This window comes from Clostridium sp. CM74B_53 (genome assembly GCF_036318045.1).
Classification (GTDB): domain Bacteria; phylum Bacillota; class Clostridia; order Lachnospirales; family Lachnospiraceae; genus Pilosibacter.
Genome location: NZ_JAWQDE010000006.1, coordinates 62,649 through 88,383, shown reverse-complemented (window position 1 = coordinate 88,383; position 25,735 = coordinate 62,649). Strand labels below are relative to the sequence as shown.

Here is a 25,735-nt window from a genome sequence, read left to right as displayed (position 1 = left end):
TTGCAAATTGCTAAAGTGTTCGCTATACTTACACCATAAACCACTTGTACAGGAATCATTATACACCATTCCTGTCCACGAAGCATCAGGAGTATCTCATGTTAGCTGTATTTTTATCTCCGATCTACCTGTTATTTCAGGCATACATTCTTTTATGGCTCTACGCCTGGGCGGATTCCTGCTCCCCGGCGCTTCATTCACTGTTTTTCAGGATCCCTGTCACAGTCCTCTATCTATTTTTTGCCGTCAGCCCGCTGACCGGATTTCTGATCACAAAAGAACCACTTCACCATTTTCTCCGGGTGATCAGCAACTACTGGCTCGGCACTCTGGAATATATCCTGCTTTTTATCATCACCTTCGACGTGATCCGCCGTGTCACCGGCCATTCCTTCTTTATGAAATACCGGTATCCGGCCATGCTGCATACCATGCCGAAAAATCTCGTGATTTTTGGCGGCTTTGCCATTGGCCTGATCCTTATGGTCAGCATTTACGGTGTCCTGCATGCAAGACGGGTCTATGTGCGGCAGGATCCGGTCGTCATCGAAAAGAGTTCTTCTCTTCCGGGACTTAAGATCGCCCTGATCGCGGATCTTCACCTTGGATACAACTCCACGAAGTCCCATGTAAGAAAGATCGTAGACACCATAAACTCCCAAAATGTCGATCTCGTCTGCATTGCCGGAGATCTCTTCGACAATGATTACGACGCGATCAAGGACCCGGATAAGGTGGCCGACATTCTATCCGGTATCAAGAGCCGGTACGGCACATACGCCTGCTGGGGCAACCATGACGTAAGCGAGAAGATCCTCGCCGGATTCACATTTCCACAGAAGGAAACGATCGTCCGGGACGGACGGTTTACGGAATTTCTGCACCACGCCGGTATCACGATGCTGGAGGACGAGACCGTCTGCATCAATAATGCATTCTATCTTGTCGGCCGCCGGGATAAGGATATGGCAAAAAAAGAACAGCTCCCGCGGAAAACCTTTGCTGAGATCACCGAACCTCTCGATCCCTCACTTCCCATCATCGTCATGGATCACCAGCCGGGAGAATTGTCAGAAGCCTCCGATGCCGGTGTCGATCTGGACCTCTCCGGCCATACCCATGACGGTCAGATGTTTCCGGCAAACCTTGTGGTCCATTTTCTCTGGGAAAATGCCTGCGGAGTCCTGAAAAAGGGGTCTATGACATCTATTGTCACCTCCGGTGCCGGTGTCTGGGGACCGGCGATGCGGGTCGGGACTAACAATGAAGTCGTGATCGCAAATGTGTCGTTTGATCCAGCCACAGACCAATAAGCTGTTGTTCCGATAAGTTGTTCCTATAAATAGTATAAACGAGAAAAACGGAGGTCTTATATGAAAGAATTTGTCAAGTCCATCACAAGCCCTTATGAAAAAGAACTGATTGAAATACGCCGTTACCTGCATCGACACCCGGAGCTTTCCTTTCAGGAGACAGACACTGCCGCTTACATCCGCAGCACCCTGAATGCCCTGGGCGTCCCGCTGATGGAAGGGATCTCCGGAACCAGCACGGTCGCTGTCATAAAAGGTGAAAAAACCGGTCCATGCATCGCGTTCCGCGCGGACATCGACGCGCTTCCGGTGGAGGAAGAAAATGATCTCCCGTTTAAGTCCGAGGTTCCCGGCGTTATGCATGCCTGTGGACACGATATCCATACAGCAGTCCTTTTAACCTTCGCGAAAGTCCTCACAGCCCATCCTGAGCTTGTCCGTGGAACTGTGAAGCTGATCTTTCAGGCAGCCGAGGAAAAGCTCCCAGGAGGTGCTAAGGCGCTCTGCGAGGAAGGTGTCATGAAGGATGTCGATCTCGTCTATGGTTTCCACTGCGCTTCCGCGTTTCCGCTCGGCACCATCGCTGTGACTCCCCGGGCGTATTCCGCCGCGATCGGTATTTATGAAGTGAAGATCCATGGAAAGGGCGGTCATGGCGGTTATCCGCAGAATGCCCTGAACCCGGTCCCCGTGGCCTGCATGGTCGGATCTGCTTTAAACCAGATCCTGGCTGAGAAAAAGAATCCGCTGGAAGGCGGTGTTCTTACGGTTTCCTATATAAATGGCGGCCAGTATCCGAATATCATCACAGACACTGTGACTCTCGGCGGCAATGTCCGCACTTTAAACAATGACCTGATCGACAAAGTCTTTGACTCCATCCACTCCATCAGCAGGGGGATCTGCGCCGGATTCGGCCTCACCTGCGATGTGACCACGACTCTGGGCTATCCGGCAGCCATCAACGTGCCGGAGGAGATCGAAACGGTCCGCAGCGTCACAAGGGACCTCGGATATACCGTCTACGAGCGCCCGGATGCCCTTGGCGGAGAGGATTTTGCCTACTATCTTCTTGAGAAGCCGGGTGCCTACTTCCAGATCGGAATGGCCGATCCTGAACGCCCGATTACCTCTTCCCCGCACCATAACTGCCATTTCCAGTTAGATGAGCGCGGAATTTCAGAGGCGCTTGAGATGGAACTTGGGCTGTACCTGCGCGTGACAGGGCAGATGTAACCGTATAGTAAAAGCGGCTGTCATATCGGCAAAGCTTTGCCGGGCAGCCGCTCTTTTTCGCTCTTTTTTACAAATCCTTTGCTCCAACAAGTCCGTAGGCCGACTCCGCGCTCCTCACAGCCCTCAGGATCGCCTCCGCCATAACCTGGGCACCGAGGGTTCCGACCATATCCTGATCTGCCTTCACATCGCCCACAGACAGCGCGTAGATGCTGTCTCCGTCGGAAGAGGTATGAACAGGACGGATCGCCCGCGCATAGCCGTCGTGGGCCATCCCGGCGATCTTGCAGAGGCTGCTCTTCGGGAATGCCGCGTTCGTGATCACCGCACCGATGGTCGTATTCTCTGTCGCGCCGGTGAACTTGTTCTTGACCACTTCATAGCTCTTATAAACGGCTTCTTCTGTGTCCGCAAATGTCTTCCTGTCCGCATTTAAAAGACCGGCGACCTTCTTTCCGTCCTTCCAGTCATAGATATCGCCTCTCGCATTCACCGCGACGATTGCGCCGACCTTCAGATCCCCAATCTGCACCGCATAGCTTCCGATTCCGCCCTTCATGCAGAGAGACTTGTCCCCCAGCTTTCCGACGGACGCACCTGTTCCAGCGCCGAAGTTTCCATCCTGATAATTATTCTTCTCCGCGCCCTCACACGCCGCGTATCCCATGGCCTTATCCGGTCTCGTCTTAAAATCCCCGACCATCAGGTCAAACAGGCAGGACTCGCATACAAGCGGCACCTTCGTGATTCCCACATCAAAGCCGATCCCGCGCTCTTCCAGATACTCCATAACGCCGCCTGCCGCGTCCAGACCGAACGCGCTGCCGCCGCTGAGTAAAACTGCCTGGATCACGTCAGCTGCCGCCATAGGCTTTAAAAGCTCTGATTCCCTGGATGCCGGACCGCCCCCACGCACATCCAGCCCAGCTGCCGCTCCACGCTCGCAGATAATAACCGTACACCCGGTCCCCGCTTCTTTATTCTCTGCGCTGCCGATCCTGATGTTTTCGATCTCTGTGATTTTGATTTCTTTCATCCTTTTAATCTCCCTTTAATTACCTGTGATTCCGAAACAGGATCCCCTAAATGAGGATCCTGTTGGTAAATTTTTCATACACTTCTTCTATTTATATAGTATATCACATTTTTAAATTAAATTAAAATCATAAAATCGGGAATATATAACGGGTAACAAGTATTTGAACGAATGATATGATTATTGAATGATTCGATATCAGTGTAACAAAAAACACCGTCCCGGCGGCTTATCATCCGCTAAAACAGTGCTTTTTTTCGTGCACCTTCAGGGATTCGAACCCTGGACAAATAGATTAAGAGTCTACTGCTCTACCAGCTGAGCTAAAGGTGCTTGGTTTGTTGTTTTTCTTTGTTTTGTTTGCCTCATCCGTGGCACGTTTTGTATTATAGGATAAACCAAGAAAAAAGTCAACACCTTTTTTGAAATTTTTTTAATTTTTTTGTTTTTCAAAAAACAGGTACAAATAAAACGATTAAAAAAGCCAGCAAACATGCGGGTTTGCCGGCTTTTCCATTATATTTCCTACAACATCTCTTTGATCGCATTTTCCAGAACTTCTTTATCCTGAAGTCCAACGCTCTTGGAAAAAACTTCTCCGTTCTTAAAAAGGATGATCGTCGGGATAGACATAACTCCGTAGCGGGCAGCAATATCACTGTTCTCGTCTACATCGAGTTTGCCGATCTTTACTTTTCCGTCGTACTCCTCAGCGAGCTCTTCGATCACCGGAGCCATCATACGGCACGGGCCGCACCATGTCGCAAAGAAATCCACAACTACCGGGATATCGGATCCCAGAACATCAACATCAAAATTTGCGCTTGTAAATACTGCTTCCATGTTATTTTCTCCTTTTTTATTTTTTCTTTTTGCCGCAGACCACAGCGTTCGCCTCGTCAAAACACTTCTTGACCCGGATAATCTTCCGGTTCAGTTCTGTCTTGTCGCAGGTTGTCTGCGCGAGCCACCGCTTCAGACATGTCCACATACTCATCCGTCACACAGCCTTTTTGCCATTTCTCATTTAATATATGCAGACATTCCCGGCTTATTCAGCCTGTTTTGCGGTAACCTTCTTGTCGCGACAGGCCGTCAGCTTACAGATCGGCTTGCCCTCCGCGGAGAACTTCGTCTCGTACTCTGTCATAACATTTCCCTCGGCCATATCACTGTGGTGAAGATCAAATGTATGGGATGTCACCTGCCAGCCTGCCTCCGGAATGGATTCTAACGAATAGCGGAACAGGTCCTGATTATCAGTCTTAAACTCGATGATTCCGTCCGGCTGTAAAATCTTATCATACACGGCAAGGAAACGGTCCGATGTCAGACGGCGCTTCGCGTGGCGGTCCTTCGGCCACGGATCCGAGAAGTTTAAGTAGATCCGCTCCACCTCATTCTCCGCGAACACCTCCGTAAGCTCTAAGGCATCGATCCTCATAAAATAAATATTAGAAAGCTCCAGCTCCGCGCGCTTCTGAAGTCCGCGAAGCAGAACGCTGGAGTAACGCTCGATTCCCACGTAATTGATATCCGGATTCATCTGGGCAAGCTCCATGATGAATTTTCCTTTTCCCATTCCGACCTCAATGCGGATCGGATTATCGTTTCCAAAAAATTCATGCCACCTTCCTTTCAGTGACTGCGGATCCTGGACCACATATGGGCTCTCAGCAATCTCTTCTTCAGCGCCTTTGATATGGCGTAATCTCATAATGTATTTCCTCCTGATATTGCTTGTGTATCATTTTATCATTGAAAGCCTTATTTTGCAAGGTAACAGTGACGCGCAGAATTTTTCTTTCAATATATCTTTTGGAAACAGAGAATTCTTAAATTGTTCAAAAATTTTTCGTGCAATTTTCCTACTGTTCCAGTATAATAAAGATAATGGCTGACAAAATCGCTCTTTTCGTGTCTGCGATCGTTTCATCAGGCGCACAGCATTACATAGAAGAAAACGGCATCTGTGAGTATCCGGCACCTTCACCGGCACCGGATTTTCACCTTCACGCGCCGTTAAAATACATAAAACGGAGGGATTTATATGGCAAGAAACGACATTCCTAACGGATGGGATAAGATCCGTCAGAATGTTCAGGAGACCGAGCGTCTCATAGGACAGAAAAAATACAACCAGTCCATGATCAAGGCAAAACAGACCGTAGAATACATGGTTAAGCTCCAATGTGAACAGTCGGGGATCATGGAAGGCTCCATGGACTCTATGATCCGCGAGCTCTACAACAACGGCTGGATCTCAAAGTCCACCGCCGAGCACTACTTACAGATCTACGACATCGGCACAAAAGCCGCCAAAAACGGCGATAACGGTGCCTACAATGCAAACCAGGCCTACCACGTGCTGTCCCAGGAGATCTACTCCTTTGCAGACAACGGAAAAGCGGCCCGCGGCAGACGCCCGTCCGGGGCCCGTTCCCAGCAGTCAAGACGAGCTTCCGGTTTCGGGCGCTCCGGAAGTGGCATCCAGCCCACAGACCTCTTAAAGTTTGTCGTCCCGATCGTCCTCGTGATCATCCTGATCGTCCTGATCCGTGTCCTCACGCCGAAGAAACCGGCTACAGAGGAGACCTCCGCACCAGTGATCACAACGGAAGCAGCAGAGACCACAGTCTCGGAGACCGAACCGGAGAGCACAACTTCCGGCTCCTCCTACAAGACAACAACGACCTTAAACGTCCGCAAAGAACCGTCCACCGACGCGGACCGCATCGGAAAACTGGACCCGGGCGCATCCGTTGAATATCTCCGCGACCACGACGATACCTGGGCCGTCATCAAGTACAACGGACAGGAAGCCTATGTCGCGAAGGAATTTCTAACAGCGGAGTAATAACTTATTGGAATATAAAATTCAAAAAAAGCTCTAAAGCCAATATTTAGGGCGGGATTCCGATGGATCCCGCCCTATTGCTGACTTCAGAGTTCTTTTTTCATTTATACTACATTCTTACACCGTCACATCTCCCATCCCCGATGGGTCTTTCTCAAAATACTTACAGAAATAATTCACAAACTCATCCACCACCGGCTTATTTTTCGCCTGCTCAAACACTGTGACCACAAGATCCCGCCTGCAATTCGGGTAACGGATCGGGATCAGGACAACACCGTGCCCCGGCTTTCCACCCCAGGCTTTTTCCGGCCAGAAGCCGATTCCAAGCCCTGCCGCGATCAGGTTTCGCACCGACTCCGGACTGTTGCTCTCGAACACCGCCTGAGGACGGATCCCCGCTCTCCTGCAGAAATCATCGCAGATCCCGCGGAGCTGCCAGCCGTTTCCGAGACGGATGAAATTTTCTTCCTTCACTTCCCGCAGATCGACGGTCTTATGCTTCGCAAACTTTGAATCCGGCGGCACTGCCAGAAAAATCTCCTCCCGCAGATATTCCCGTCTTACCACACCATCCGGAAGTTCCTGCGGATGCGGAGGCGTCACAGATATAGCGATCCTTGATTCGATATGGATATCACAGTTCTCCGTCATCTCAAGCTGGGATACCTGAAACTGGACATCCGGTTTCAGGGCCCGATAGGAAATAATACTGTTCGTAATGAGGTTCGACGCAGACAGGAAATTTAAATAGATCGTGCGCTCTGATGAATAAACCGACTCCCAGAGCTCATCCTTTAGATTATCGATGGATTCCAGAATCGGGATCAGGCGTTTTTTCAGGAGTTTCCCCTGTTCGTTGAGCTCGATCCGGTGATTTTTCCGGTCAAAAAGGCTTACGCCGAGCTCCGTCTCCAGACGCTTGATGGACTGGGACAATGCCGGCTGGGCAATATGCAGATCTTCTGCCGCTTTTGTCAGATTTTCATACCGCGCTGCCGCCAAAAAATACCGAAACTGCTGGATTTCCATATCATTCCCCCTTTTTCTTTCGCGCCTTAACGATCTTGTTAATTTTGTGCTAATTTTTTGTTCATTTATAGCATTTTTCGATTATTATAACATTCATGTTATAACAGCATAATTATTATATATTTGAAATTCCTGATTTTCAAGTTATATTATGATGTTATCGGGGTCAGACACCCAGGAAAACCTGACTTGAATTTTACCGCATAAAATTCCCGGGTATCTGGCCCCATCCCCCTGGATGAGGGAAAATCCTTCTCAGAAAGGAGACAAATCAATGAACAATATCATCAATCAGCTCTCCCAGATCGAAGAAAAGACTGTCGCGATCTTAGACGGCGCTGCCGACAAGAAAAAAACTCTTGCAGCAGAATATGAGGCAAAGACGAAACAGTTTGACGAGGAGCTGAATCATGAAACCGAACTGGAGATCCAGTCCATGCGCCAGAAAATGGAGGCAGAAGCCGCCGCGGAGCTTGACAGGCAGAAAACCGCCGCCGGTGACCAGATCGCCCGCCTGGAACAGCATTACGAAGAAAAGCATTCCTGGTATGTGGACTCCCTCTTCCGTTCTATGACCGAGGTGTGATCTATGGGAAGTCTCATCACTTACAGTGCGATCGCTGCCAAGCTTGCCGCGATGCGCGGGCATTTCCTCACGGATGATGAGTTCTCGGTCCTCGCGGGAATGGAGAATGTACCGGCTGCCGTCGAATACCTGAAAAGTTCTCCCGCCTATAGGGATGTTTTTTCCGGTGTCGAAAATGAGGAACTCCACAGAAGTAAGATCGAAGAGCTTTTGTGGCACTCCCTCTACGGTGATTTCTCAAGGCTGTTCCGATTCGCAAACGGAACCCAGAGAAAATTTCTGGATCTCTACTTTCTCCATTTCGAGATCGATGTCATGAAACGGTGTCTGAGGGACGCGGTTTCCGGAAAACGCTCAGATTTGAACTTTAAGAGCTTTGAGCCCTTCTTCCGAAAGCACTCCCACCTGGATTTCACCGCTCTGACTGATTCAAAAGATCTGGACGAATATCTGGACAGCATTCAGAACACCCCTTATTATGGTCCGTTAAAGGACTTAAAGGATCAGGGCATCACTTCCCTGTCTGAGTTCGAATCTGCTCTGGACATCCTGTACTTCATCCGTTTCTGGAAAAATTTAAAAGACCAGCTTTCAAAAGACGACCGGGAGGCCATCGCCGACTGTGCCGGTGAAAAGATCGATCTTTTAAATATTGAATGGCTCGCAAGAGCGAAACGCCACTACAAATTATCTGCCGATGCCATTATGGAGCTTCTGATCCCCGTATGGCACCGTTTAAAAAAGTCTCAGGCAAGGGAGCTTGCCGAAGCGCCGTCTATAGAGGAATTTGACCGGATCCTAAAGGGGACCCGCTACGGAAACCGGATCTTTCTGGCATCCGTCGAACAGCAGGAGAATCCGGAACTGCATTCCCTGTTCCGGGCGCTTCTGGATGCTGTGTACAGCAAATCCGGACGGAATGATCCATATTCCGCGGCTGCGTTAAACAGCTACTTCTATTTTAAGGAAGAAGAGATCAGAAAAATCATCACCACCGTTGAGGGGATCCGTTACAGCCTTGGCAGTTCAGAAATTCTCACCTGCCTGGCAGAAAGTTAGAAAAGGGGGTATGCTCTGTGATCGAAAAAATGAAATTCGTCAGCATCTCCGGGCCAAAGAACGATCTGGACCGAATGGTCAACCAGTATCTCTCCCACTATGAGATCCAGCTGGAAAACGCGCTGACCGAATTAAGATCCGCATCAAAATTAGAACCATATCCCGGAACCAATCCATACCGGGAACCGCTTCAGAAAGCGCAGAAACTTCTCGCTTCCTGTCCCGGCGCAAAACAGCAGGAGATTTCCACCGGAACAATGCCCGTGGAGAACGCCATCACACTTGTAAATGACATGGATACGGAGCTCGCCGCCTCCGATGGGGAGCGGGAGTCCTTAAAGGCAAAAGAAAAAGAAGTCTCTTCCCTGTTGGAGCAGGTACGCCTGTATGTGGAACTGGACTTCGATATTCCGGCAATTCTGAAGCTGAAGCACATCAAATACCGGTTCGGACGCATCAGAAAGGAAAGCTTCCCGCAGCTTCAGGCATTCGCCGACCGCTCGGATGAGACGATCCTGTTCAAATGCCACGAATCAGACCACTATATTTCTTTGCTCTACTTCACACCGGATATCACCTCCGACCGGATCGACACCGTCTTCTCGTCCCTGCAGTTCGAGAGGATCTATCTCCCGGATGAGTACGCCGGAACCCCGAAGACCGAGGTCGAACGTCTGGAAAACGAGCTTGCAAATCTGAAAGCAAAGGAACAGGCTCTGGACGCAAAAGATTCCGGGTACCTGCTGACGAGACAGACCAGTCTCCGGGATGCCAGCCAGGTGCTGAAATCCTATGAAGCAAACTTCAATGTGAGAAAGTATGCGGCATGCACCCATGATAAGGATCATCCGTTCTACATTCTCTGCGGCTGGATGACAAAAGAGGACGCGGAAGCTCTCCACAGGGACCTCGCAAAGGACGCGGACACATTCTTCGTCTTAGAAGACAGCAAAGAGCACGTGACCAGCATTCCGCCCACCAAGTTAAAAAACATTCCGCTGCTGCGGCCGTTTGAGATGTTCGTAAAGATGTACGGACTTCCGTCCTACGACGAGTTTGATCCGACGCTTCTGATCGCCATCACCTACTCCATCTTCTTCGGCTTCATGTTCGGAGATGCGGGACAGGGACTTGTCCTTCTGATCGGAGGTTTCCTGCTCTATAAGTTCAAAAAAATCGATCTGGCAGCCATCATCTCCTGCTGCGGATTCTTCTCAACGATCTTCGGATGCCTCTTCGGAAGCGTCTTCGGATTTGAAGATGTGATCCCGGCGCTGTGGTTAAAGCCTACCGAAGCCATGACGGATCTTCCGTTTGTGGGTCGTCTGAACACCGTGTTCGTCGTTGCCATTGCTCTCGGCATGGGAGTCATCCTCTTTACGATGATCTTAAACATGACTACGAGCTTTAAGAACCATGACACCGAAAAGACCTGGTTCGATACAAACGGTCTCGCAGGCTTTGTCTTTTATTTCAGTCTTGCAGCCACCATCGTGATGTTCATGAGCGGACATACACTTCCGGCGGCAGCGATCCTGATCATCATGTTCGTCCTGCCGCTTCTCGTGATGTTCTTTAAGGAACCGCTCACAGCAGTTCTGGAAAAGAAATCTGAGAAGATCTCCGGTGGCGTGGGAATGTTCATCACACAGGGATTTTTCGAGCTGTTTGAGGTACTCTTAAGCTACTTCTCCAACACGCTTTCCTTCGTCCGTGTGGGTGCATTCGCCGTCAGCCATGCAGCCATGATGCAGGTTGTTTTAATGCTCGCAGGCGCAGAAACCGGAGCACCGTCCATACCGGTCATTGTTCTCGGAAACCTGTTCGTGTGCGGCATGGAGGGCCTGATCGTCGGGATCCAGGTACTCCGTCTCGAGTACTACGAGCTGTTCAGCCGGTTCTATAAGGGAAGCGGCCGGGAATTTAAACCGTTCTACGAGAAATAAAAATAAATGGTAAAATACAGATTTTAGGAGGTCATCGTCATGACAATCGCAGTAAAACTTCTTTTAACCGTTGCACTTATCTTCAGCATTGCTGTCCCCTTCGGAGCTTTCGCCGCAGGTGAAAAGACAAAAGGACGCTATAAAACAGCCCTCGCAGCCAACACCGTAATGTTCTTCGGAACCATGCTCTTCGCCGTCTGCGTACTCTTTGGCGGCACTGCATTCGCAGCCGAGTCCACAGCTGCAGCCGGCGGCATCTCCACCGGTATGGGCTACATCGCAGCTGCTCTTTCCACCGGACTTTCCTGTATCGGCGGCGGCGTTGCCGTTTCCGCGGCAGCATCCGCAGCACTTGGCGCTATCAGTGAGGATTCCTCCATTCTTGGTAAATCTCTTATCTTCGTAGGTCTTGCCGAAGGTGTCTGCCTGTACGGACTTATCATCTCCTTCATGATCATCGGTAAACTTTAATGCCTGACAGCATGGCTGAACTATTACCAGGAATGGAGACCGGCTATGAGAATGTATTTGATCAGCGATAACACTGACACGCTGACCGGCATGCGGCTGGCGGGCGTGGACGGTGTGATCGCAAACGAAAAAGGAACGCTGGAAAAGGCGTTGAACGAAGTGTTAAAAGACAAAAATATCGGGATCATCCTGCTCACCGAAACGCTCGGAAAGAAGTATCCTGAGCTGGTTAAGACGGTACGCACAGAACATAAAAAGCCGCTTCTCATCGAAATCCCGGACCGCCACGGAACAGGACGGCGGCCCGATTTCATCACGGCATATGTAAATGACGCGATCGGACTAAAGTTATAGTATGCACACAGCGGTTCCGTCCGCAGGCGACAGCGATCCGGAACCGCTGCAGATCGATATTGGAATCAAGGAGGTGGCTGCTTTGACAACCGAAGAAAAATTACAGCATTTTGAAGACATCTGCACAGGCGACGCATTAAAGAAATACGAGCAGGCAGTCTCTGATTATACTGCTTATGAGGAAAAGATCCTGAATGAGCATAAAGAAAACGCCAGAAAGCAGGCAGCATTGCAGATCGCTGCTGAAAAAGAGCGGATCGCACGGGAGACCAACAAGAACCTGTCCTTAGGCCAGATCGAGATCCGCCGTTCCTACAGCAGAAAAGATGAGGAACTCCGCGGAAAAGTCTTCTCTGAGCTTCGCGACAAACTGGCGCGGTTCATGGAGACCCCGAAATATGACGCACTCTTAGAGGCGCAGATCAAAAAAGAAAAAGCATTTGCAGGATCCAGTGAGATCCACATCTATATCGACCCGTCCGACAAGGAAAAGCAGAATCTTTTATCCTTAAGGACCGACTGCGACATCCGCGTCAGCCAGTACCCGTTTCTCGGCGGCACGCGGGCCGTCATCGCCTCGAAAAATATCCTGATCGATAACTCCTTTGAGACGAAGATCAAAGAAGCTGAACAGGACTTCCAGTTCTCACTGTAACTGTGCGATACGTTTCCGCGGGCAACGCGGTACACGCGCAGACCTGCCGGACAGTTACTTTTTATAACATTTTTGGAGGAAATCAACATGGCTGCAAAAGGCACAATTTACGGAATCAACGGCCCGATCGTCTATATTGCCGGTGATTCCGGTTTTCAGATGAATGAGATGGTCTACGTCGGAGAGGCAAACCTCGTCGGCGAGGTCATCGGACTGACCTCCGAACGCACAACGATCGAGGTCTATGAGGAGACCACAGGTCTGAAGCCTGGAGAGCCGGTCACAGGAACAGGAGCTCCTGTCTCCGTCACACTTGCCCCCGGCATCATCACAAATATTTTTGATGGAATCGAACGTCCGTTAGCCGCTATCAAAAAATCAAGCGGCTATTATATTGACCGCGGTGTTCATGTAACATCCCTTGATACAGAAAAGAAATGGCAGACCCACATGACCGTAAAGCGCGGTGATCATGTCTACGGCGGCACCATCATCGCGGAGGTCCCGGAGACGAGAGCCATTACCCATAAAGTCATGATCCCGCCGGATCTGGAGGGCGATGTTCTCTCCGTTGTTTCCGACGGTGAATATACGATCAATGATACACTGCTCACGATCATGACAAAGGACGGAACGGAAAAAGCGATCACTATGACACAGAAATGGCCGATCCGCATCCCGCGTCCGACCGTAAAGCGCTATCCGGCATCCAAACCGCTGATCACAGGACAGCGTATCCTTGACACCCTGTTCCCGCTCGCAAAGGGCGGCACGGCGGCGATCCCGGGCGGATTCGGTACCGGAAAGACCATGACCCAGCACCAGATCGCCAAGTGGTCCGATGCCGATATCATCATCTACATCGGCTGCGGCGAGCGTGGAAATGAAATGACACAGGTTCTGGAGGAATTCAGCGAGCTGATCGACCCGAAGAGTGGAAACCCACTGATGGAGCGGACTACGTTGATCGCCAATACCTCCAACATGCCGGTTGCCGCCCGTGAGGCGAGTCTTTACTCCGGCCTGACACTTGCAGAATACTACCGCGACATGGGATACAACGTAGCGATCATGGCAGACTCCACCTCCCGTTGGGCAGAGGCTCTCCGTGAGCTCTCCGGCCGTCTGGAGGAAATGCCGGCCGAGGAAGGTTTCCCGGCTTATCTGGCATCCCGGCTGTCCCAGTTCTATGAGCGTGCCGGAATGGTCCAGAACTTAAACGGAACGGAAGGTTCCGTATCCATCATCGGAGCCGTATCCCCGCAGGGCGGCGATTTCTCCGAGCCGGTCACACAGAACACCAAGCGTTTCGTCCGCTGCTTCTGGGGACTTGATAAGAACCTCGCCTACGCGAGACACTTCCCGGCGATCCAATGGCTGACCAGCTACTCGGAATACCTCACGGATCTTTCTTCCTGGTACTCTGAGCATGTGGATAAAAACTTTGTCAATTACCGTAACCAGCTCGTCACGATCCTGAATCAGGAAAGCAGCCTGATGGAGATCGTAAAACTGATCGGATCCGATGTTCTCCCTGATGACCAGAAGCTCGTTCTCGAGATCGCCAAGGTTATCCGTCTCGGTTTCCTTCAGCAGAACGCTTTCCATAAGGAAGATACCTGCGTTCCGCTGAAAAAGCAGTTTAAGATGATGGAGATCATCCTTTATCTCTATAAAAAATCCCGTGCCCTCGTTGCCATGGGCATGCCGGTATCCGTCCTCAAAGAAGAAAAGATCTTTGAGAAGATCATTGCCATCAAATATGACGTCCCGAATGACCGTCTCGACATGTTTGACGACTATAAGAAGCAGATCGATGACTTCTACAATTCCGTCATCGAGCGCAACGCATAAGGAGGCAGATCACAATGGCAGTCGAATATCTTGGCCTTAGTTCCTTAAACGGCCCTCTTGCCGTCCTCGAAGGCGTTTCCGGGGCATCTTATGATGAAATCGTGGAAATGACCGTCGACGGAAAAGAAAAGAAGCTCGGACGCATTATCGAGGCGTACGAGGATAAAGCCGTAATCCAGGTGTTTGAGAGCACCGGAAATATGGCATTGAAAAACACTCATACCCGTCTCACCGGACATCCGATGGAGATCGGCGTCTCCGCCGATATGTTAGGCCGTACCTTTGACGGTCTTGGAAATCCCATCGACGGTCTGGGACCGATCTTAGCTGATAAAAAACTGGATGTAAACGGAAAGCCGTTAAACCCGGTGGCCCGTGAATATCCGCGTAACTACATCCGTACCGGTATCTCCGCCATTGACGGTTTGATGACCCTGATCCGCGGACAGAAGCTCCCGATCTTCTCCGGAAACGGACTTCCCCACGACCAGCTGGCAGCGCAGATCGTCATGCAGTCCTCTCTGGGAGACAATTCCGATGAAAAATTCGCCGTCGTATTCGCAGCTATGGGCGTCAAGTACGATGTTGCCGAATACTTTGAACGTACCTTCCGTGAGAGCGGCGTCCTGGACCATGTTGCCATGTTTATCAATCTTGCAAATGACCCGGTCGTCGAGCGTCTGATCACACCGAAGGTTGCCCTCACAGTTGCCGAATACCTCGCATTTGAAAAAGGCATGCATATCCTGGTCATCCTGACGGATATGACCTCCTACGCTGAGGCGCTGCGTGAGGTCTCCTCCTCAAAGGGCGAGATCCCGTCCCGTAAGGGATATCCGGGATACTTATACAGTGATCTGGCATCTCTCTATGAGCGCGCCGGAATTGTCGCCGGAGTCAACGGATCTGTCACACAGATCCCGATCCTTACCATGCCGAACGATGATATCACCCACCCGATCCCGGACCTTACCGGTTACATCACAGAAGGTCAGATCGTTCTGGACCGCAACCTAAACGGTCAGTCCATCTACCCGCCGATCAGCGTGCTTCCGTCCCTGTCCCGTCTTATGAAGGACGGCATCGGTGAGGGATTTACCCGTGAAGATCATCAGGATGTGGCAAACCAGCTGTTTTCCTGCTACGCAAAGGTGGGCGACGCGAGAGCCCTCGCATCTGTTATCGGTGAAGATGAGCTCTCCCCGATCGATAAAAAATATCTGGAATTCGGCCGGGAATTTGAAAAACGGTTCATCGGACAGGATATCCATGACAATCGTACCATCATCGACACCTTAAACATCGGCTGGGAGCTTTTAGGACTTCTTCCGAGAGAAGAGCTCGACCGTATTGACACGAAGATCTTAGACAAGTATTATAAACCTGCAGACGCCGCTTCAGACGCTTCATAAGGAGGGGATCTCATGAATCCGAACACATTCCCCACCAAGGGAAATCTGATCCTTGCGAAAAACTCCCTCGCCCTTGCGACTCAGGGGTACGGACTGATGGATAAAAAGAGGAACATCTTGCTGCGGGAGCTTATGGGCCTGATCGATCAGGCAAAAGCGATCCAGTCCGAGATCGATTCCACTTTTACCGCCGCCTACCGGGCACTCCAGAAGGCCAATATCGAGATGGGAATCCACTATGTGGAGGAGATCGCAGATTCACTTCCCGTCACGAATGATATCCGGATCAAGGCGCGCAGCATCATGGGAACGGAGATCCCGCTTGTCGAGTATACACCGTCAAAAGATGAAAAACCGCCTTATTCGTTTTACAGCACCAGCGATTCGCTGGACGAGGCGCGGATCGCCTTCGAGCGCGTGAAGGAACTGACCGCAGACCTCGCAACCGTGGAGACATCCGCCTACCGTCTTGCCGAGAGCATTAAGAAGACCCAGAAGCGGGCTAATGCACTAAAGAACATCACGATCCCGTCATACCAGGCACTTGTGAAGGACATCACCAACGCCCTGGAGGAAAAGGACCGCGAGGAGTTCACAAGACTAAAAGTAATCAAACGGAGTACCACGAAATGACAAAAACAGCAAAGACCATTACCTACGCCGCCGGGATCTTCACCGCGTTCTGGCTGATCATCGCGTTCCTTATCACGTCCGTGGAGGCGATCGCCTACTGGACGCCGGGATATTATGAGAAGGAATACACGAAATATCAGGTTCTAAATGATCTTCCTGAGATGACCATGGATGATCTTTTAGACGTTACCGATGAAATGATGGCATTTCTTCGCGGAAAGCGTGAAAACCTTCACGTATACACCACCATGGGCGGGGAATACCGGGAATTTTTTAATGACCGGGAGATTGCCCACATGGAGGACGTGCGGGGACTCTTCATCGGCGGCCTGTGGCTCCGCCGGATCGGGATCCTGATCACCCTATGCTTCGCGGCCCTGGCTTATTTCTGGGGGCATAAGAGCTCAGAGCGGACTGCGGCGTTAAAACGCCTGATCCCGAAATCCCTCTGTATCGGCACCGGCGCGGTCTTTGCCGTAGCACTGGCCCTGATCGGCATTATATCCACAGACTTTTCAAAATATTTCATTGTTTTCCACAAAATCTTTTTCAACAATGATCTGTGGGTCCTCGATCCACGCACAGACATGCTCATCAACATCGTTCCGGAAGGTTTCTTTTTCGATACCGCCGCCCGGATCGCGATGGTGTTTGCAGGGATCGTTATGGTATTTTTTGTTGGAAATCTGGTATTATATAAAAGAGCCGGCAGATAGATCTGTCGGCTCTTTTTATATCATTTATCGGTTGCAGCCCTGTCTTCAAACTGCTATAATCCATAGTACGAGTACTGTGATCGTTCAATCCTTCACAATTACAGGCAAAATCCATTCCTGATCGGCTGTGCCGATGGGATTTAAGACATCAAAACAGCCGCCACGTCGGGTAAACATGGCGGCAATTTTTTCAAGGAGTTCCATGAAACGAATTTTAAGTATTTTTCTCTGTCTGACGCTGATCCTCGGTTTTTGTCCGGGACAGACGGCATATGCGGCGGCTGAGTGGCCGTCGGAGATCTCGATCTCGGCGGACGGCGGGATCCTAATGGACATCAATTCGGGAGCGGTTTTATTCGAGAAGAACAGCCATGAACCGTATTATCCGGCAAGTATCACAAAGATCCTGACGGCACTGATCGTGATTGAAAACTGTGGGCTTGATGAGACCGTGACGTTCTCCAACACAGCGGTGAACTCTCTTGAGCCGAACTCCTCCATTCTAGGGGCCCGCGCCGGAGATACGTTAAGTGTCCGGGACTGTCTTTATGCCCTGCTTTTACAGTCCGCGAATGAGGTTGCAAACGCTCTGGCCGAACACTGCGCAGGCAGTATTGATGCTTTTGCGGAGAAGATGAATGAGAAGGCGGAGGAGCTTGGATGTACGGACTCCCATTTCGCAAACCCGAGCGGTCTGAATGATCCGAATCACTATGTGTCCGCTTATGATATGGCACTGATCGCGAAGGCGGCATTTAATAATCCGACATTTGTAGAAGTTGATTCCACAACATACTATGACGTTCCTGCGGGGAAATTAAAGCAGTACCCGGATGGCTGGCGCTACTATGCCCACCACAGAATGCTGCGGCGGAATGATTCCCTTTATTACGACGGTGCCATCGGCGGAAAGACCGGTTACACCCTGCTCGCGGGAAATACATTGGTGACATGCGCGGAGCGCGATGGAATGAAGCTCATAGCTGTCGTTCTCAATGGTCACCAGACCCATTATTCCGACACAAAAGCACTGTTTGACTATGGATTTAAAAATTTCAAGTCCGTTCCGGTTGCGGATCAGGACAGCACTTACAGCAAGGTGGCTGATGACCTGACGATCTCCGGGATCTTTTCCGGGAGTGCTACAAGACTCACGGTAAATAAAAACAGTGCAGTGACTTTACCTGCGGATGGGAACTTCTCCGATGTGACTTCCACACTGGACTACGACCTGACTGACGATGCACCGGATGGGGCGATCGCACGGATCGATTACCGCTATGGGGATAAGCTTGTCGGACAGGCTTATCTGGAGGCGACTGTGACACAGGGATATGTGCCCGGAGCAGTGAAACAGAGCACGGATACCACGGAGACTGAGACTGTGGCTGAAACCGTTCCTTCTAAGGCACCTGACAAGAAAACCGAACCTTCCTCTAAAAAAACGGGCAGCAATAAGACATCCTGGACCTCCTCTCCTGCTTTCGGCATTGTTAAGAAAGTCCTGATCGCTGCTGCTGTCATCGGAGCCATTGGCGGCGCCGTCTTCGGAATCATGATCTATCAGGAAAATAAAGCCCAGAACGAACGTTTTCTCCGTCATCAGCGGCGCGAAAAACGCTTAAAGGAATGGGGATATTCTTCCACAGAATTTGATATGATCATGGAAGAGCACTTAAGATCCAAGTCCGGGATTAAGCAGCCGGGATTCCGGGAGCGGCTCAGAGATCGTTTTCGGAGACGATAAGTTTTATTTTATGTAAACTAAAAGAGCAGATGTATGCTTTTTGAAGCAATACCTCTGCTCTTTTTCTATCTTTTCACATCCGTTTTTTCAGGAGCAAAGTGCTCAATTGCTGCCGTATCTTCCGGGCTGCCGCCTCTATTCCACTCCATGGAGTTTCTTTTGCCTGCTTTTCTCCGCACGGCGGATCCGGGCCTCCTCTTTTTTCAGGAAAACAGCTTCTGCACCTTCCTCATCCACCGGTTTTACCGTCTTTACGGCAAAAACTCTGCCGTCCTCCGACTTTTTCATCCGGATTTTTCCTTTCATCATACCGTGTTCCGGACATGTTGCAAGACACAGATAATAGCGCTGTCCTGAGGAAAACCAGCGGATCTTCTTCCGCAGCATCCGGCGGCATTTCGTACAGACGATATCCGTCACCCGCTTTTCCTCCATCGCCTCTTCCTTTGTCTCAAACATCTGTGATACGAATTTCGTATACTCCGGGAACCGCAGTGTGAACTCCTCATCCTCGCTCTCCGGCGGCATATAGTAGTCCACGGACACATAATCTTTCACGGAATCAAAATCCATCGCCTGCAGCACCCGCCCCGTATATTCCGCGTCCCCCAGTGCCCGGTGGAACGGCGCGTCCACATCAAGTGCAAAGGACTCCACCGCTTCATCAAGCGAAATTCTCGCCTTTCCGTCCTGATAACACAGGCTGTACAGTTTCTGGACATCATAAAAAAGGAACGGTTTCGGGAACGGGATCGTCATCCCATGATAGACCATGTTCCTCTGCAGTTCCGTAAGGTCCATACTTCCCCAGGTGCAGAATATGCAGTCCTCTCCGCACCATTTAAGGAAATCCTCCATCACCGCCGCAAACGGCTCTCCATCCCGCTCTAACTCTTCGATGGAAACATGGGTCACCTCAGAGATGATCCGGTGCATCTGGCGGTACACGCAGGGACGGATGATCCGGTGAAACTCCGCGACCTTCTCACGCTCTTCATTCAGTTTTACTGCTCCGATCTCAAAGATCTCAAAAGGAAGCCGCTCCACAGACGCTTCTTTACCGCCCGGGTTCTGGTTCCATTCCAAATCAAATACAATAAAATTTTTCATAATACAAGAGTATAGCACAGTTTTTTCTGCCCGTCACTGAGAAAATTGTTGCTGTACACGGGCAGGGATCAGTCGCTTACTTTTTTCTTGCACTCTGTTTCAAATAATCCTATAATAAGCATAGTTTGAGATAGAAAAACTACAGCAACAGCGTTTCCGCCTCTGTAGGATCACTCAGGTAAGACCATCTGCTTCTGATCTGGTGCTTTTATCTGGAGATTTGCTGCGCTGGAACGCGGAAAGGATTCTTATCATGAAACACATCACAGGACTTGCGCATATCGCGCTTTTCACAAAGGATCTTGAAGCATCCGTAAAATTCTACGAATGTCTCGGTGGAAAAGTAACCGGACAGGCTGATGTCCAGAAGCCACTCGGAACAAACCACATCAAGATCGTCAGCATGCCGGGCTTTGACCTCGAGATCATCGAGCCACATGACGGCACTGATGTGACCGCCCAGGGCGGTCTCTTCCCGCACATCGCAATCGAAGTCAATGACATCGACGCTGCCATCGCAGACTTAAAGGCAGCCGGGATCACAAACTTCCGGGGCGGTGTCGACAAGGCAGCTGACCTCCCGATCTTCGGCGGCATCCGCAACGCGTTTTTTATCGGACCGAACGGAGAGCAGCTGGAGCTTTTACAGCATCTGTAAAATTTGGTTGACCGCAGATCATGCGGATCACTGTAATTTAAGTACATAATTAAAGTCCCCGGATAAGGAACTACCGCAGCTGGTCAACTGACCGATGGCACATTCCCTATCCGGGGGCTTTTTATCTTATCCCAATAACGCCTTCAAATCCTCCTCCGGTGTCGTCACTGGACCGATTCCGTAGTTCTCCACAAGGAAATTCAGGATATTCGGGGAGAGGAACGCCGGTAAGGACGGGCCGAGGCGGATATTCCTGATCCCAAGATGCAGGAGTGTCAGGAGAATACACACTGCCTTCTGCTCATACCAGGAGAGCACGAAGGACAGCGGAAGCTCGTTCACCTCGCACCCAAACGCCTCCGCCAGCGCCATAGCCACCTTGATGGCACCGTAGGCATCGTTGCACTGGCCCATGTCCATGATCCGCGGGAGACCGCCGATATTTCCAAGGTCCAGATCGTTAAAGCGGAACTTTCCGCATGCTAACGTCAGGACAATGCTGTCCGCCGGAGTCTGCTTTACAAAATCCGTATAGTAGTTTCTTCCCGGCTTCGCGCCATCGCAGCCCGCAACGAGGAAGAAATGTCTGATCGCGCCGGATTTTACCGCGTCGATGACCTGATCAGCCATGGAAAGGATCGTTCCATGTCCGAATCCTGTCATGACCTGAGTTCCGCCGTTGATTCCCGTAAACTGGCGGTCTTCCTGATATCCGCCGAGTTCCAGCGCCTTCTCGATCACCGGGGTAAAGTCTTTCTCATCATCGATATGAACCATTCCCGGATATGCTACGACCTCCGTCGTGAACACGCGGTCCGCGTAGGATTTCTTCGGCGGCATCAGGCAGTTTGTGGTAAAGAGGATCGGAGCCGGGATATCCGCAAATTCCTTCTGCTGATTCTGCCATGCAGTTCCGAAATTGCCCTTTAACTGCGGATACTTTCTGAGCTCCGGGTAAGCGTGGGCCGGCAGCATCTCGCCGTGGGTGTAGATGTTAACGCCTTTTCCCTCTGTCTGCTTTAAGAGAAGCTCCAGGTCCTTGAGGTCATGTCCCGTCACAACGATAAACGGTCCTCTTTCTACTACAAGCGGTACGCTGACCGGGATCGGAGTACCGTAAGTTCCCGTGTTTGCTGCGTCCAGCATCGCCATGCAGGTGAGGTTCACCTCGCCGACCTTCAGGACCGTCGGGAGCAGGCTTTCGACGGTGCCGTCTTTTGCGATCTCTCGGAGTCCCGTTAAGAAGAACTGGTTTACCGTCTCATCAGATGCCCCCAGCATCAGCGCATGGTACGCGTACGCCGCCATACCCTTTAATCCGAACAGGATCAGGGATTTCAGGGAGCGGATATCAGGGTCCATGTCCCACAGCAGACCGAGATTATAATCATCCGTATCTTGCACACTTGCTGCCGCACCTGACTCTCCCGCTGCCTTTTCGCGCGGTCCTGCACTTTTCTTCACCGGCGCTGCGAGCAGCCGCTCCTTCTCCCTGTGCGTCTTCTCAATCTGCGCCCGGATCGCGTCATCATCAAAGCTTACATTCGTAAGTGTCGTAAAAAGCCCCTCGATCACCGTGCGGTACACTCGATCTCCCGGACATTCCACGCCTTCTGCCGCTCTCGCAAGCCCGATCATCGCACCTACAAGCTGGTCCTGCAGCCTTGCTGTCTCCGCCGTCTTTCCGCAGACACCCGTGCTCCCGGTACATCCCGCGCAGCCTGCGGTCTGCTCACACTGATAACAGAACATTTTTTGATCCATTTCATATACCTCCATATATTTCCCCGACTCTTCCCGCGTGACTCCAGGCAGCCCATACAAGCAGCCAACACTGTCTTCGCAGTTTTGCCGGTCTCAAATTATCCTGACACGCCTGCCGTCCCTGCGGCAGCCATAACCGATAAGTCATCATGTTTCCCTGTCCGGCACCGCCGAACCATGTACGCATTATATCCGCGAAATCAGCTTTCGTATGTTGTAATTACAACATTTTTAAACAGACCACCTGGAAATAATTTCCACACGTCCACCTCTCACACTTTTCGCAGACCAGAACGGATCCAGCCGCTCTTTATAATTTCCTGTGCGAATCAGGAATTTTCAGAACTTTAAAATCCATAAATTTCGCTTTTCTTTACATCCATAAACGTTTATAATGGAACAAATGCTTTGTGAAAGGATTCAGATTATGTTTCGTATTCTTTCCGCTTTCAGGCGGTTAAATTCATTTCAGATCATTGTTTTAGGCTTTGCCTTCGTGATCTTGCTCGGCGCCGGCATCCTGATGCTGCCGGTATCCTCCGCGGACGGAAGCTGGACTCCATTTGTAAATGCCCTGTTTACCTCCGTCACCTCCGTCTGCGTGACCGGTCTTGTGGTCTGTGACACTGGAACCTACTGGTCTTCCTTTGGACATGCCGTAATTCTGCTTCTGATCCAGACCGGCGGTCTCGGCGTTGTGACGATCTCTGCTTCCTTTACGATCCTCTCCGGAAAGAAGATCGGTCTTTCCCAGCGGAGTATCATGGCGGAATCGGTCGCTGCCCCTCAGCTCAGCGGAATTGTCCGCCTGACCGGTTTTATTGTAAGAGTCACTCTCGGTGTCGAACTGATCGGCGCTCTCCTGATGGCACCTGTATTCTGCCGCGATTTTGGTCTCTTCCGGGGACTTTGGATGTCTTTATTTCACTCTGTATCCGCATTCTGCAACGCCGGAATCGATCTGCTGGGTGTCCGGGGAGCATATTCCTCCCTGACATCCTACGCATATGACCCGCTGATCAATCTCGTGATCATCCTGCTTATCGTGATCGGCGGAATCGGTTTTCTGACCTGGGATGATATTTACAGAAACCGGCACCATATTTCCCGATACCGGATGCAGAGTAAGGTCATCCTCTCCTACTCGCTGGCACTGATCTTTATCCCGGCTATCCTCTTCTTTTTTCTGGAATTTCAGGATATCCCGGCCGGAAAACGGATCCTTGTATCCTTATTCCAGTCGGTGACAACGCGAACTGCCGGTTTTAATACAGCGGATCTTTCCTCCATGCGGGAATCCGGCCAGTTCCTTATGATCCTTCTCATGCTGGTCGGAGGAAGTCCGGGATCCACCGCCGGCGGAATCAAGACGACCACTCTGGCCGTTCTGATCTCCTGCGCGACTGCTGTCTTTGCCAGAAAGGACAGCCCGGAAATGTTTAAACGGCGCATTATCCCCGATATTGTCGCCACAGCGATCGCGATCCTTTTCATGTATACAAGCCTCGGTATCCTGTGTGCCATGACGCTCAGCATTCTGGAAAGCCTGCCTCTTATACCGTGTCTGTTTGAGGCGATTTCTGCGCTTGCTACGGTGGGCTTGAGCTTCGGGATCACCCCGACACTTTCCGTTCCATCGAAGCTGATCCTGATCGCATTTATGTTCATCGGACGCGTTGGCGGACTCACGATCATCTACGCGACCATGTCCGGGTACAAGATTCAGTGCGGAAAATTCCCGCAGGAAAAAATTTCCGTCGGATAATATATTTAAGGAGAAAATTATGAAATCAATTCTTTTGATCGGCCTCGGCCGTTTTGGAAAACATGTTGCCATGCATCTTCACAACCTCGGACATCAGGTCATGGCCGTTGACAGTACGGAGGAACGCGTCAACGCAGTCCTTCCCTATGTGACGGAAGCACAGATCGGTGACAGTACAAACGAGTCCTTCCTTTCCTCTCTGGGAATCCGCAATTTTGATGCCTGCATCGTCGCGATCGGCGATAACTTCCAGAGTTCCCTTGAAACAACGTCACTCTTAAAGGAACTCGGCGCAAAGCTCGTTGTCTCCCGCGCTTCCAGTGATGTTCACCAGAAATTTCTTCTGCGGAACGGTGCCGATCAGGTCGTCTACCCGGAACAGCAGCTTGCGAAATGGACTGCGATCCGCTTCAGCTCCAACCACATTCTTGATTTTGTCAATCTGGAAGGCGACTACGATATCTATGAGGTAGATCTTCCGGAACGCTGGGTCGGTATGAGCGTAGGTGAGATCGATATCCGGAAAAAATACGGCATCAACATCATTGCCGTCCGGCGAAACGGCACTCTGGATTTCTCCGTCAAGCCGGAAACCGTCTTTGAAGACGGCAATACGATCCTGGTTCTCGGACAGTATCGAGAGCTGCAGAAATGCTTTAAGATTTAATATCCTGTTTGCTCCAATGCGCGCCTGCGAAACCTGCCGCCGGCAGCTTCTTTCGTATGCATGGCAGCATAAAAAGCCATTTTATGGATATCTCCTGAATTTTAGGACTTTCCCATAAAATGGCTTTTTATTGACATTTTTATTTCACATCTATCATTTATCTATCCGCATATTCCCCATAAGCGATCAGCGGATCCCCTGTCTTCACGCCAAGACCCACCGTCTGGTACAGAATGATTCCCGGATAGTCTGCCCGATACTCCAGTAAAAGGTTTCCCCAGATATCTCTCACCGTTCCCAGAACCGCACCTCCCGCGAACGTATCTCCTGCGGAAAATACCGGATACCACAATCCATCTGTCTCTGCCTCCAGATACTCCGCTCTGGTCACATTTTTCTGCTGCACTGTATGAACCTCTTCACCGAAAAGAAGTCCCATGCGGATCATAATATTCTTCACATCCCGCTTATATGCCTGAACTTCGCTGTCCGTAAATCTTCCGCCGCCTCCGCGCTCCATGAGGATCGCAGGAAGACCTCTTTGGCAAGCGCTGCTATACGCGCCGGTGGTCGCTGTGGAGCTGGCACGCACTTCCATATCCGCTGCCATTGCTATGTTCGCAGACACCCTGGCGATCTTTTCTCCTGCTTCTGCACAGATCATTCCGATCTCCAGCATATTTCTGCCACCTCCTGAGCATATTTTCTGCCGCGCGGTTCAGGCTCCCATACTCCACCGCCGCCGCAAAATATTCCAGCTGTTTGATCTCCATTTTTAATTCCTTCCCGTTCATAAACATACGCTGCCGTACAGTTGTCTGTGATATGTTAGCATAGGCTAACTTTTAAGGCAAGCGATTTTTC

General features: G+C 50.7%; 25 protein-coding genes and 1 tRNA gene. 17 read left to right on the top strand and 9 right to left on the bottom strand.

The window, feature by feature from the left end:
- The first annotated feature begins 98 nt into the window (after positions 1-98).
- Complete coding sequence (locus V2546_RS07020; RefSeq protein WP_329751927.1) at positions 99-1,313, top strand: metallophosphoesterase; 1,215 nt, start codon at positions 99-101, stop codon at positions 1,311-1,313.
- Between the two features lie 60 nt (positions 1,314-1,373).
- Positions 1,374-2,549 carry an amidohydrolase gene (locus tag V2546_RS07015; protein ID WP_329751926.1) on the top strand — a complete coding sequence of 392 codons (1,176 nt, stop codon included), beginning with the start codon at positions 1,374-1,376 and terminating at the stop codon, positions 2,547-2,549.
- 67 nt (positions 2,550-2,616) lie between these two features.
- Here the strand turns inward: V2546_RS07015 and V2546_RS07010 are convergent, their stop codons facing one another.
- The 5 genes from V2546_RS07010 to trmB form a co-directional block, all read right to left on the bottom strand.
- Positions 2,617-3,585 carry a P1 family peptidase gene (locus tag V2546_RS07010; RefSeq protein ID WP_015552862.1) on the bottom strand — a complete coding sequence of 323 codons (969 nt, stop codon included), beginning with the start codon at positions 3,583-3,585 and terminating at the stop codon, positions 2,617-2,619.
- A gap of 260 nt (positions 3,586-3,845) precedes the next feature.
- Positions 3,846-3,918: transfer RNA gene (locus V2546_RS07005), tRNA-Lys, on the bottom strand.
- A 192-nt stretch (positions 3,919-4,110) separates the two neighbouring features.
- Positions 4,111-4,428 carry a thioredoxin gene (trxA, locus tag V2546_RS07000; RefSeq protein WP_215701937.1) on the bottom strand — a complete coding sequence of 106 codons (318 nt, stop codon included), beginning with the start codon at positions 4,426-4,428 and terminating at the stop codon, positions 4,111-4,113.
- A 16-nt stretch (positions 4,429-4,444) separates the two neighbouring features.
- Positions 4,445-4,582, bottom strand: coding sequence for a hypothetical protein (locus tag V2546_RS06995; protein ID WP_166462232.1), 138 nt, complete (start codon positions 4,580-4,582; stop codon positions 4,445-4,447).
- Between the two features lie 54 nt (positions 4,583-4,636).
- Entirely contained in the window at positions 4,637-5,302 is a 666-nt protein-coding gene (trmB, locus tag V2546_RS06990) for a tRNA (guanosine(46)-N7)-methyltransferase TrmB (RefSeq protein ID WP_118531249.1), read from the bottom strand.
- A 333-nt stretch (positions 5,303-5,635) separates the two neighbouring features.
- Here trmB and V2546_RS06985 point away from each other — a divergent pair, with 333 nt between their 5' ends.
- The gene (locus tag V2546_RS06985; protein WP_329751925.1) at positions 5,636-6,442 is read left to right on the top strand and encodes an SH3 domain-containing protein; all 807 of its coding nucleotides are present in this window, start codon (positions 5,636-5,638) and stop codon (positions 6,440-6,442) included.
- 117 nt (positions 6,443-6,559) lie between these two features.
- On the opposite strand, the gene V2546_RS06980 is transcribed toward V2546_RS06985, so the two are convergent.
- Complete coding sequence (locus tag V2546_RS06980) at positions 6,560-7,474, bottom strand: LysR family transcriptional regulator (RefSeq protein ID WP_329751924.1); 915 nt, start codon at positions 7,472-7,474, stop codon at positions 6,560-6,562.
- A gap of 274 nt (positions 7,475-7,748) precedes the next feature.
- On the opposite strand from V2546_RS06980, the gene V2546_RS06975 reads away from it, so the two are divergent.
- The 11 genes from V2546_RS06975 (at position 7,749) to V2546_RS06925 (ending at position 18,907) form a co-directional block, all read left to right on the top strand.
- Positions 7,749-8,060, top strand: coding sequence for a hypothetical protein (locus V2546_RS06975; RefSeq protein ID WP_015552856.1), 312 nt, complete (start codon positions 7,749-7,751; stop codon positions 8,058-8,060).
- 3 nt (positions 8,061-8,063) lie between these two features.
- The gene (locus tag V2546_RS06970) at positions 8,064-9,119 is read left to right on the top strand and encodes a V-type ATPase subunit (protein ID WP_329751923.1); all 1,056 of its coding nucleotides are present in this window, start codon (positions 8,064-8,066) and stop codon (positions 9,117-9,119) included.
- A 17-nt stretch (positions 9,120-9,136) separates the two neighbouring features.
- Positions 9,137-11,065, top strand: coding sequence for a V-type ATP synthase subunit I (locus V2546_RS06965; protein ID WP_118531241.1), 1,929 nt, complete (start codon positions 9,137-9,139; stop codon positions 11,063-11,065).
- 39 nt (positions 11,066-11,104) lie between these two features.
- A complete protein-coding gene (locus V2546_RS06960) occupies positions 11,105-11,536 on the top strand; it encodes an ATP synthase subunit C (RefSeq protein WP_015552854.1) in 432 nt (143 codons plus the stop codon).
- A gap of 45 nt (positions 11,537-11,581) precedes the next feature.
- Positions 11,582-11,890: a V-type ATP synthase subunit F gene (locus V2546_RS06955; RefSeq protein WP_118531239.1), complete on the top strand. Its 309-nt coding sequence runs from the start codon at positions 11,582-11,584 to the stop codon at positions 11,888-11,890.
- Between the two features lie 73 nt (positions 11,891-11,963).
- Positions 11,964-12,545 carry a V-type ATP synthase subunit E gene (locus tag V2546_RS06950; protein WP_346011192.1) on the top strand — a complete coding sequence of 194 codons (582 nt, stop codon included), beginning with the start codon at positions 11,964-11,966 and terminating at the stop codon, positions 12,543-12,545.
- Positions 12,546-12,632: 87 nt separating this feature from the next.
- On the top strand, positions 12,633-14,399 hold the full coding sequence (locus V2546_RS06945) for a V-type ATP synthase subunit A (RefSeq protein ID WP_117470999.1): 1,767 nt from the start codon (positions 12,633-12,635) through the stop codon (positions 14,397-14,399).
- 14 nt (positions 14,400-14,413) lie between these two features.
- Entirely contained in the window at positions 14,414-15,811 is a 1,398-nt protein-coding gene (locus V2546_RS06940; RefSeq protein WP_118531237.1) for a V-type ATP synthase subunit B, read from the top strand.
- Between the two features lie 12 nt (positions 15,812-15,823).
- The gene (locus V2546_RS06935) at positions 15,824-16,444 is read left to right on the top strand and encodes a V-type ATP synthase subunit D (protein ID WP_118531234.1); all 621 of its coding nucleotides are present in this window, start codon (positions 15,824-15,826) and stop codon (positions 16,442-16,444) included.
- Positions 16,441-17,160 carry a TIGR01906 family membrane protein gene (locus V2546_RS06930; RefSeq protein WP_329751922.1) on the top strand — a complete coding sequence of 240 codons (720 nt, stop codon included), beginning with the start codon at positions 16,441-16,443 and terminating at the stop codon, positions 17,158-17,160. Before V2546_RS06935 ends, V2546_RS06930 begins: the two co-directional genes overlap by 4 nt.
- A 202-nt stretch (positions 17,161-17,362) precedes the next feature.
- The gene (locus V2546_RS06925) at positions 17,363-18,907 is read left to right on the top strand and encodes a D-alanyl-D-alanine carboxypeptidase family protein (protein WP_329751921.1); all 1,545 of its coding nucleotides are present in this window, start codon (positions 17,363-17,365) and stop codon (positions 18,905-18,907) included.
- A 135-nt stretch (positions 18,908-19,042) separates the two neighbouring features.
- Here the strand turns inward: V2546_RS06925 and V2546_RS06920 are convergent, their stop codons facing one another.
- Positions 19,043-20,017, bottom strand: a complete 975-nt coding sequence (locus tag V2546_RS06920; protein ID WP_329751920.1) for a 3'-5' exonuclease — start codon at positions 20,015-20,017, stop codon at positions 19,043-19,045.
- Positions 20,018-20,270: 253 nt separating this feature from the next.
- Between V2546_RS06920 and V2546_RS06915 the strand changes: the two genes are divergently transcribed.
- On the top strand, positions 20,271-20,675 hold the full coding sequence (locus V2546_RS06915; protein WP_147326965.1) for a VOC family protein: 405 nt from the start codon (positions 20,271-20,273) through the stop codon (positions 20,673-20,675).
- 126 nt (positions 20,676-20,801) lie between these two features.
- On the opposite strand, the gene hcp is transcribed toward V2546_RS06915, so the two are convergent.
- Positions 20,802-22,439, bottom strand: coding sequence for a hydroxylamine reductase (hcp, locus tag V2546_RS06910; RefSeq protein ID WP_021904012.1), 1,638 nt, complete (start codon positions 22,437-22,439; stop codon positions 20,802-20,804).
- A gap of 427 nt (positions 22,440-22,866) precedes the next feature.
- On the opposite strand from hcp, the gene V2546_RS06905 reads away from it, so the two are divergent.
- Both V2546_RS06905 and V2546_RS06900 read left to right on the top strand, forming a co-directional pair.
- Entirely contained in the window at positions 22,867-24,204 is a 1,338-nt protein-coding gene (locus V2546_RS06905; RefSeq protein ID WP_118531224.1) for a TrkH family potassium uptake protein, read from the top strand.
- A 19-nt stretch (positions 24,205-24,223) separates the two neighbouring features.
- Entirely contained in the window at positions 24,224-24,871 is a 648-nt protein-coding gene (locus V2546_RS06900; RefSeq protein WP_021904010.1) for a potassium channel family protein, read from the top strand.
- 157 nt (positions 24,872-25,028) lie between these two features.
- Here the strand turns inward: V2546_RS06900 and V2546_RS06895 are convergent, their stop codons facing one another.
- Positions 25,029-25,550 (bottom strand): hypothetical protein, encoded by a 522-nt coding sequence (locus tag V2546_RS06895; RefSeq protein WP_329751919.1) that lies wholly within the window; start codon positions 25,548-25,550, stop codon positions 25,029-25,031.
- Between the last annotated feature and the right edge of the window lie 185 nt (positions 25,551-25,735).

Coding starts and splice junctions, on each gene's coding strand:
- V2546_RS07020 (WP_329751927.1), top strand. CDS start 99: ATGTTAGCTGTATTTTTATCTCCGATCTACCTGTTATTTCAGGCATAC.
- V2546_RS07015 (WP_329751926.1), top strand. CDS start 1,374: ATGAAAGAATTTGTCAAGTCCATCACAAGCCCTTATGAAAAAGAACTG.
- V2546_RS07010 (WP_015552862.1), bottom strand. CDS start 3,585: ATGAAAGAAATCAAAATCACAGAGATCGAAAACATCAGGATCGGCAGC.
- trxA (WP_215701937.1), bottom strand. CDS start 4,428: ATGGAAGCAGTATTTACAAGCGCAAATTTTGATGTTGATGTTCTGGGA.
- V2546_RS06995 (WP_166462232.1), bottom strand. CDS start 4,582: ATGAGTATGTGGACATGTCTGAAGCGGTGGCTCGCGCAGACAACCTGC.
- trmB (WP_118531249.1), bottom strand. CDS start 5,302: ATGAGATTACGCCATATCAAAGGCGCTGAAGAAGAGATTGCTGAGAGC.
- V2546_RS06985 (WP_329751925.1), top strand. CDS start 5,636: ATGGCAAGAAACGACATTCCTAACGGATGGGATAAGATCCGTCAGAAT.
- V2546_RS06980 (WP_329751924.1), bottom strand. CDS start 7,474: ATGGAAATCCAGCAGTTTCGGTATTTTTTGGCGGCAGCGCGGTATGAA.
- V2546_RS06975 (WP_015552856.1), top strand. CDS start 7,749: ATGAACAATATCATCAATCAGCTCTCCCAGATCGAAGAAAAGACTGTC.
- V2546_RS06970 (WP_329751923.1), top strand. CDS start 8,064: ATGGGAAGTCTCATCACTTACAGTGCGATCGCTGCCAAGCTTGCCGCG.
- V2546_RS06960 (WP_015552854.1), top strand. CDS start 11,105: ATGACAATCGCAGTAAAACTTCTTTTAACCGTTGCACTTATCTTCAGC.
- V2546_RS06955 (WP_118531239.1), top strand. CDS start 11,582: ATGAGAATGTATTTGATCAGCGATAACACTGACACGCTGACCGGCATG.
- V2546_RS06945 (WP_117470999.1), top strand. CDS start 12,633: ATGGCTGCAAAAGGCACAATTTACGGAATCAACGGCCCGATCGTCTAT.
- V2546_RS06940 (WP_118531237.1), top strand. CDS start 14,414: ATGGCAGTCGAATATCTTGGCCTTAGTTCCTTAAACGGCCCTCTTGCC.
- V2546_RS06935 (WP_118531234.1), top strand. CDS start 15,824: ATGAATCCGAACACATTCCCCACCAAGGGAAATCTGATCCTTGCGAAA.
- V2546_RS06930 (WP_329751922.1), top strand. CDS start 16,441: ATGACAAAAACAGCAAAGACCATTACCTACGCCGCCGGGATCTTCACC.
- V2546_RS06925 (WP_329751921.1), top strand. CDS start 17,363: ATGAAACGAATTTTAAGTATTTTTCTCTGTCTGACGCTGATCCTCGGT.
- V2546_RS06920 (WP_329751920.1), bottom strand. CDS start 20,017: ATGAAAAATTTTATTGTATTTGATTTGGAATGGAACCAGAACCCGGGC.
- V2546_RS06915 (WP_147326965.1), top strand. CDS start 20,271: ATGAAACACATCACAGGACTTGCGCATATCGCGCTTTTCACAAAGGAT.
- hcp (WP_021904012.1), bottom strand. CDS start 22,439: ATGGATCAAAAAATGTTCTGTTATCAGTGTGAGCAGACCGCAGGCTGC.
- V2546_RS06905 (WP_118531224.1), top strand. CDS start 22,867: ATGTTTCGTATTCTTTCCGCTTTCAGGCGGTTAAATTCATTTCAGATC.
- V2546_RS06900 (WP_021904010.1), top strand. CDS start 24,224: ATGAAATCAATTCTTTTGATCGGCCTCGGCCGTTTTGGAAAACATGTT.
- V2546_RS06895 (WP_329751919.1), bottom strand. CDS start 25,550: ATGCTGGAGATCGGAATGATCTGTGCAGAAGCAGGAGAAAAGATCGCC.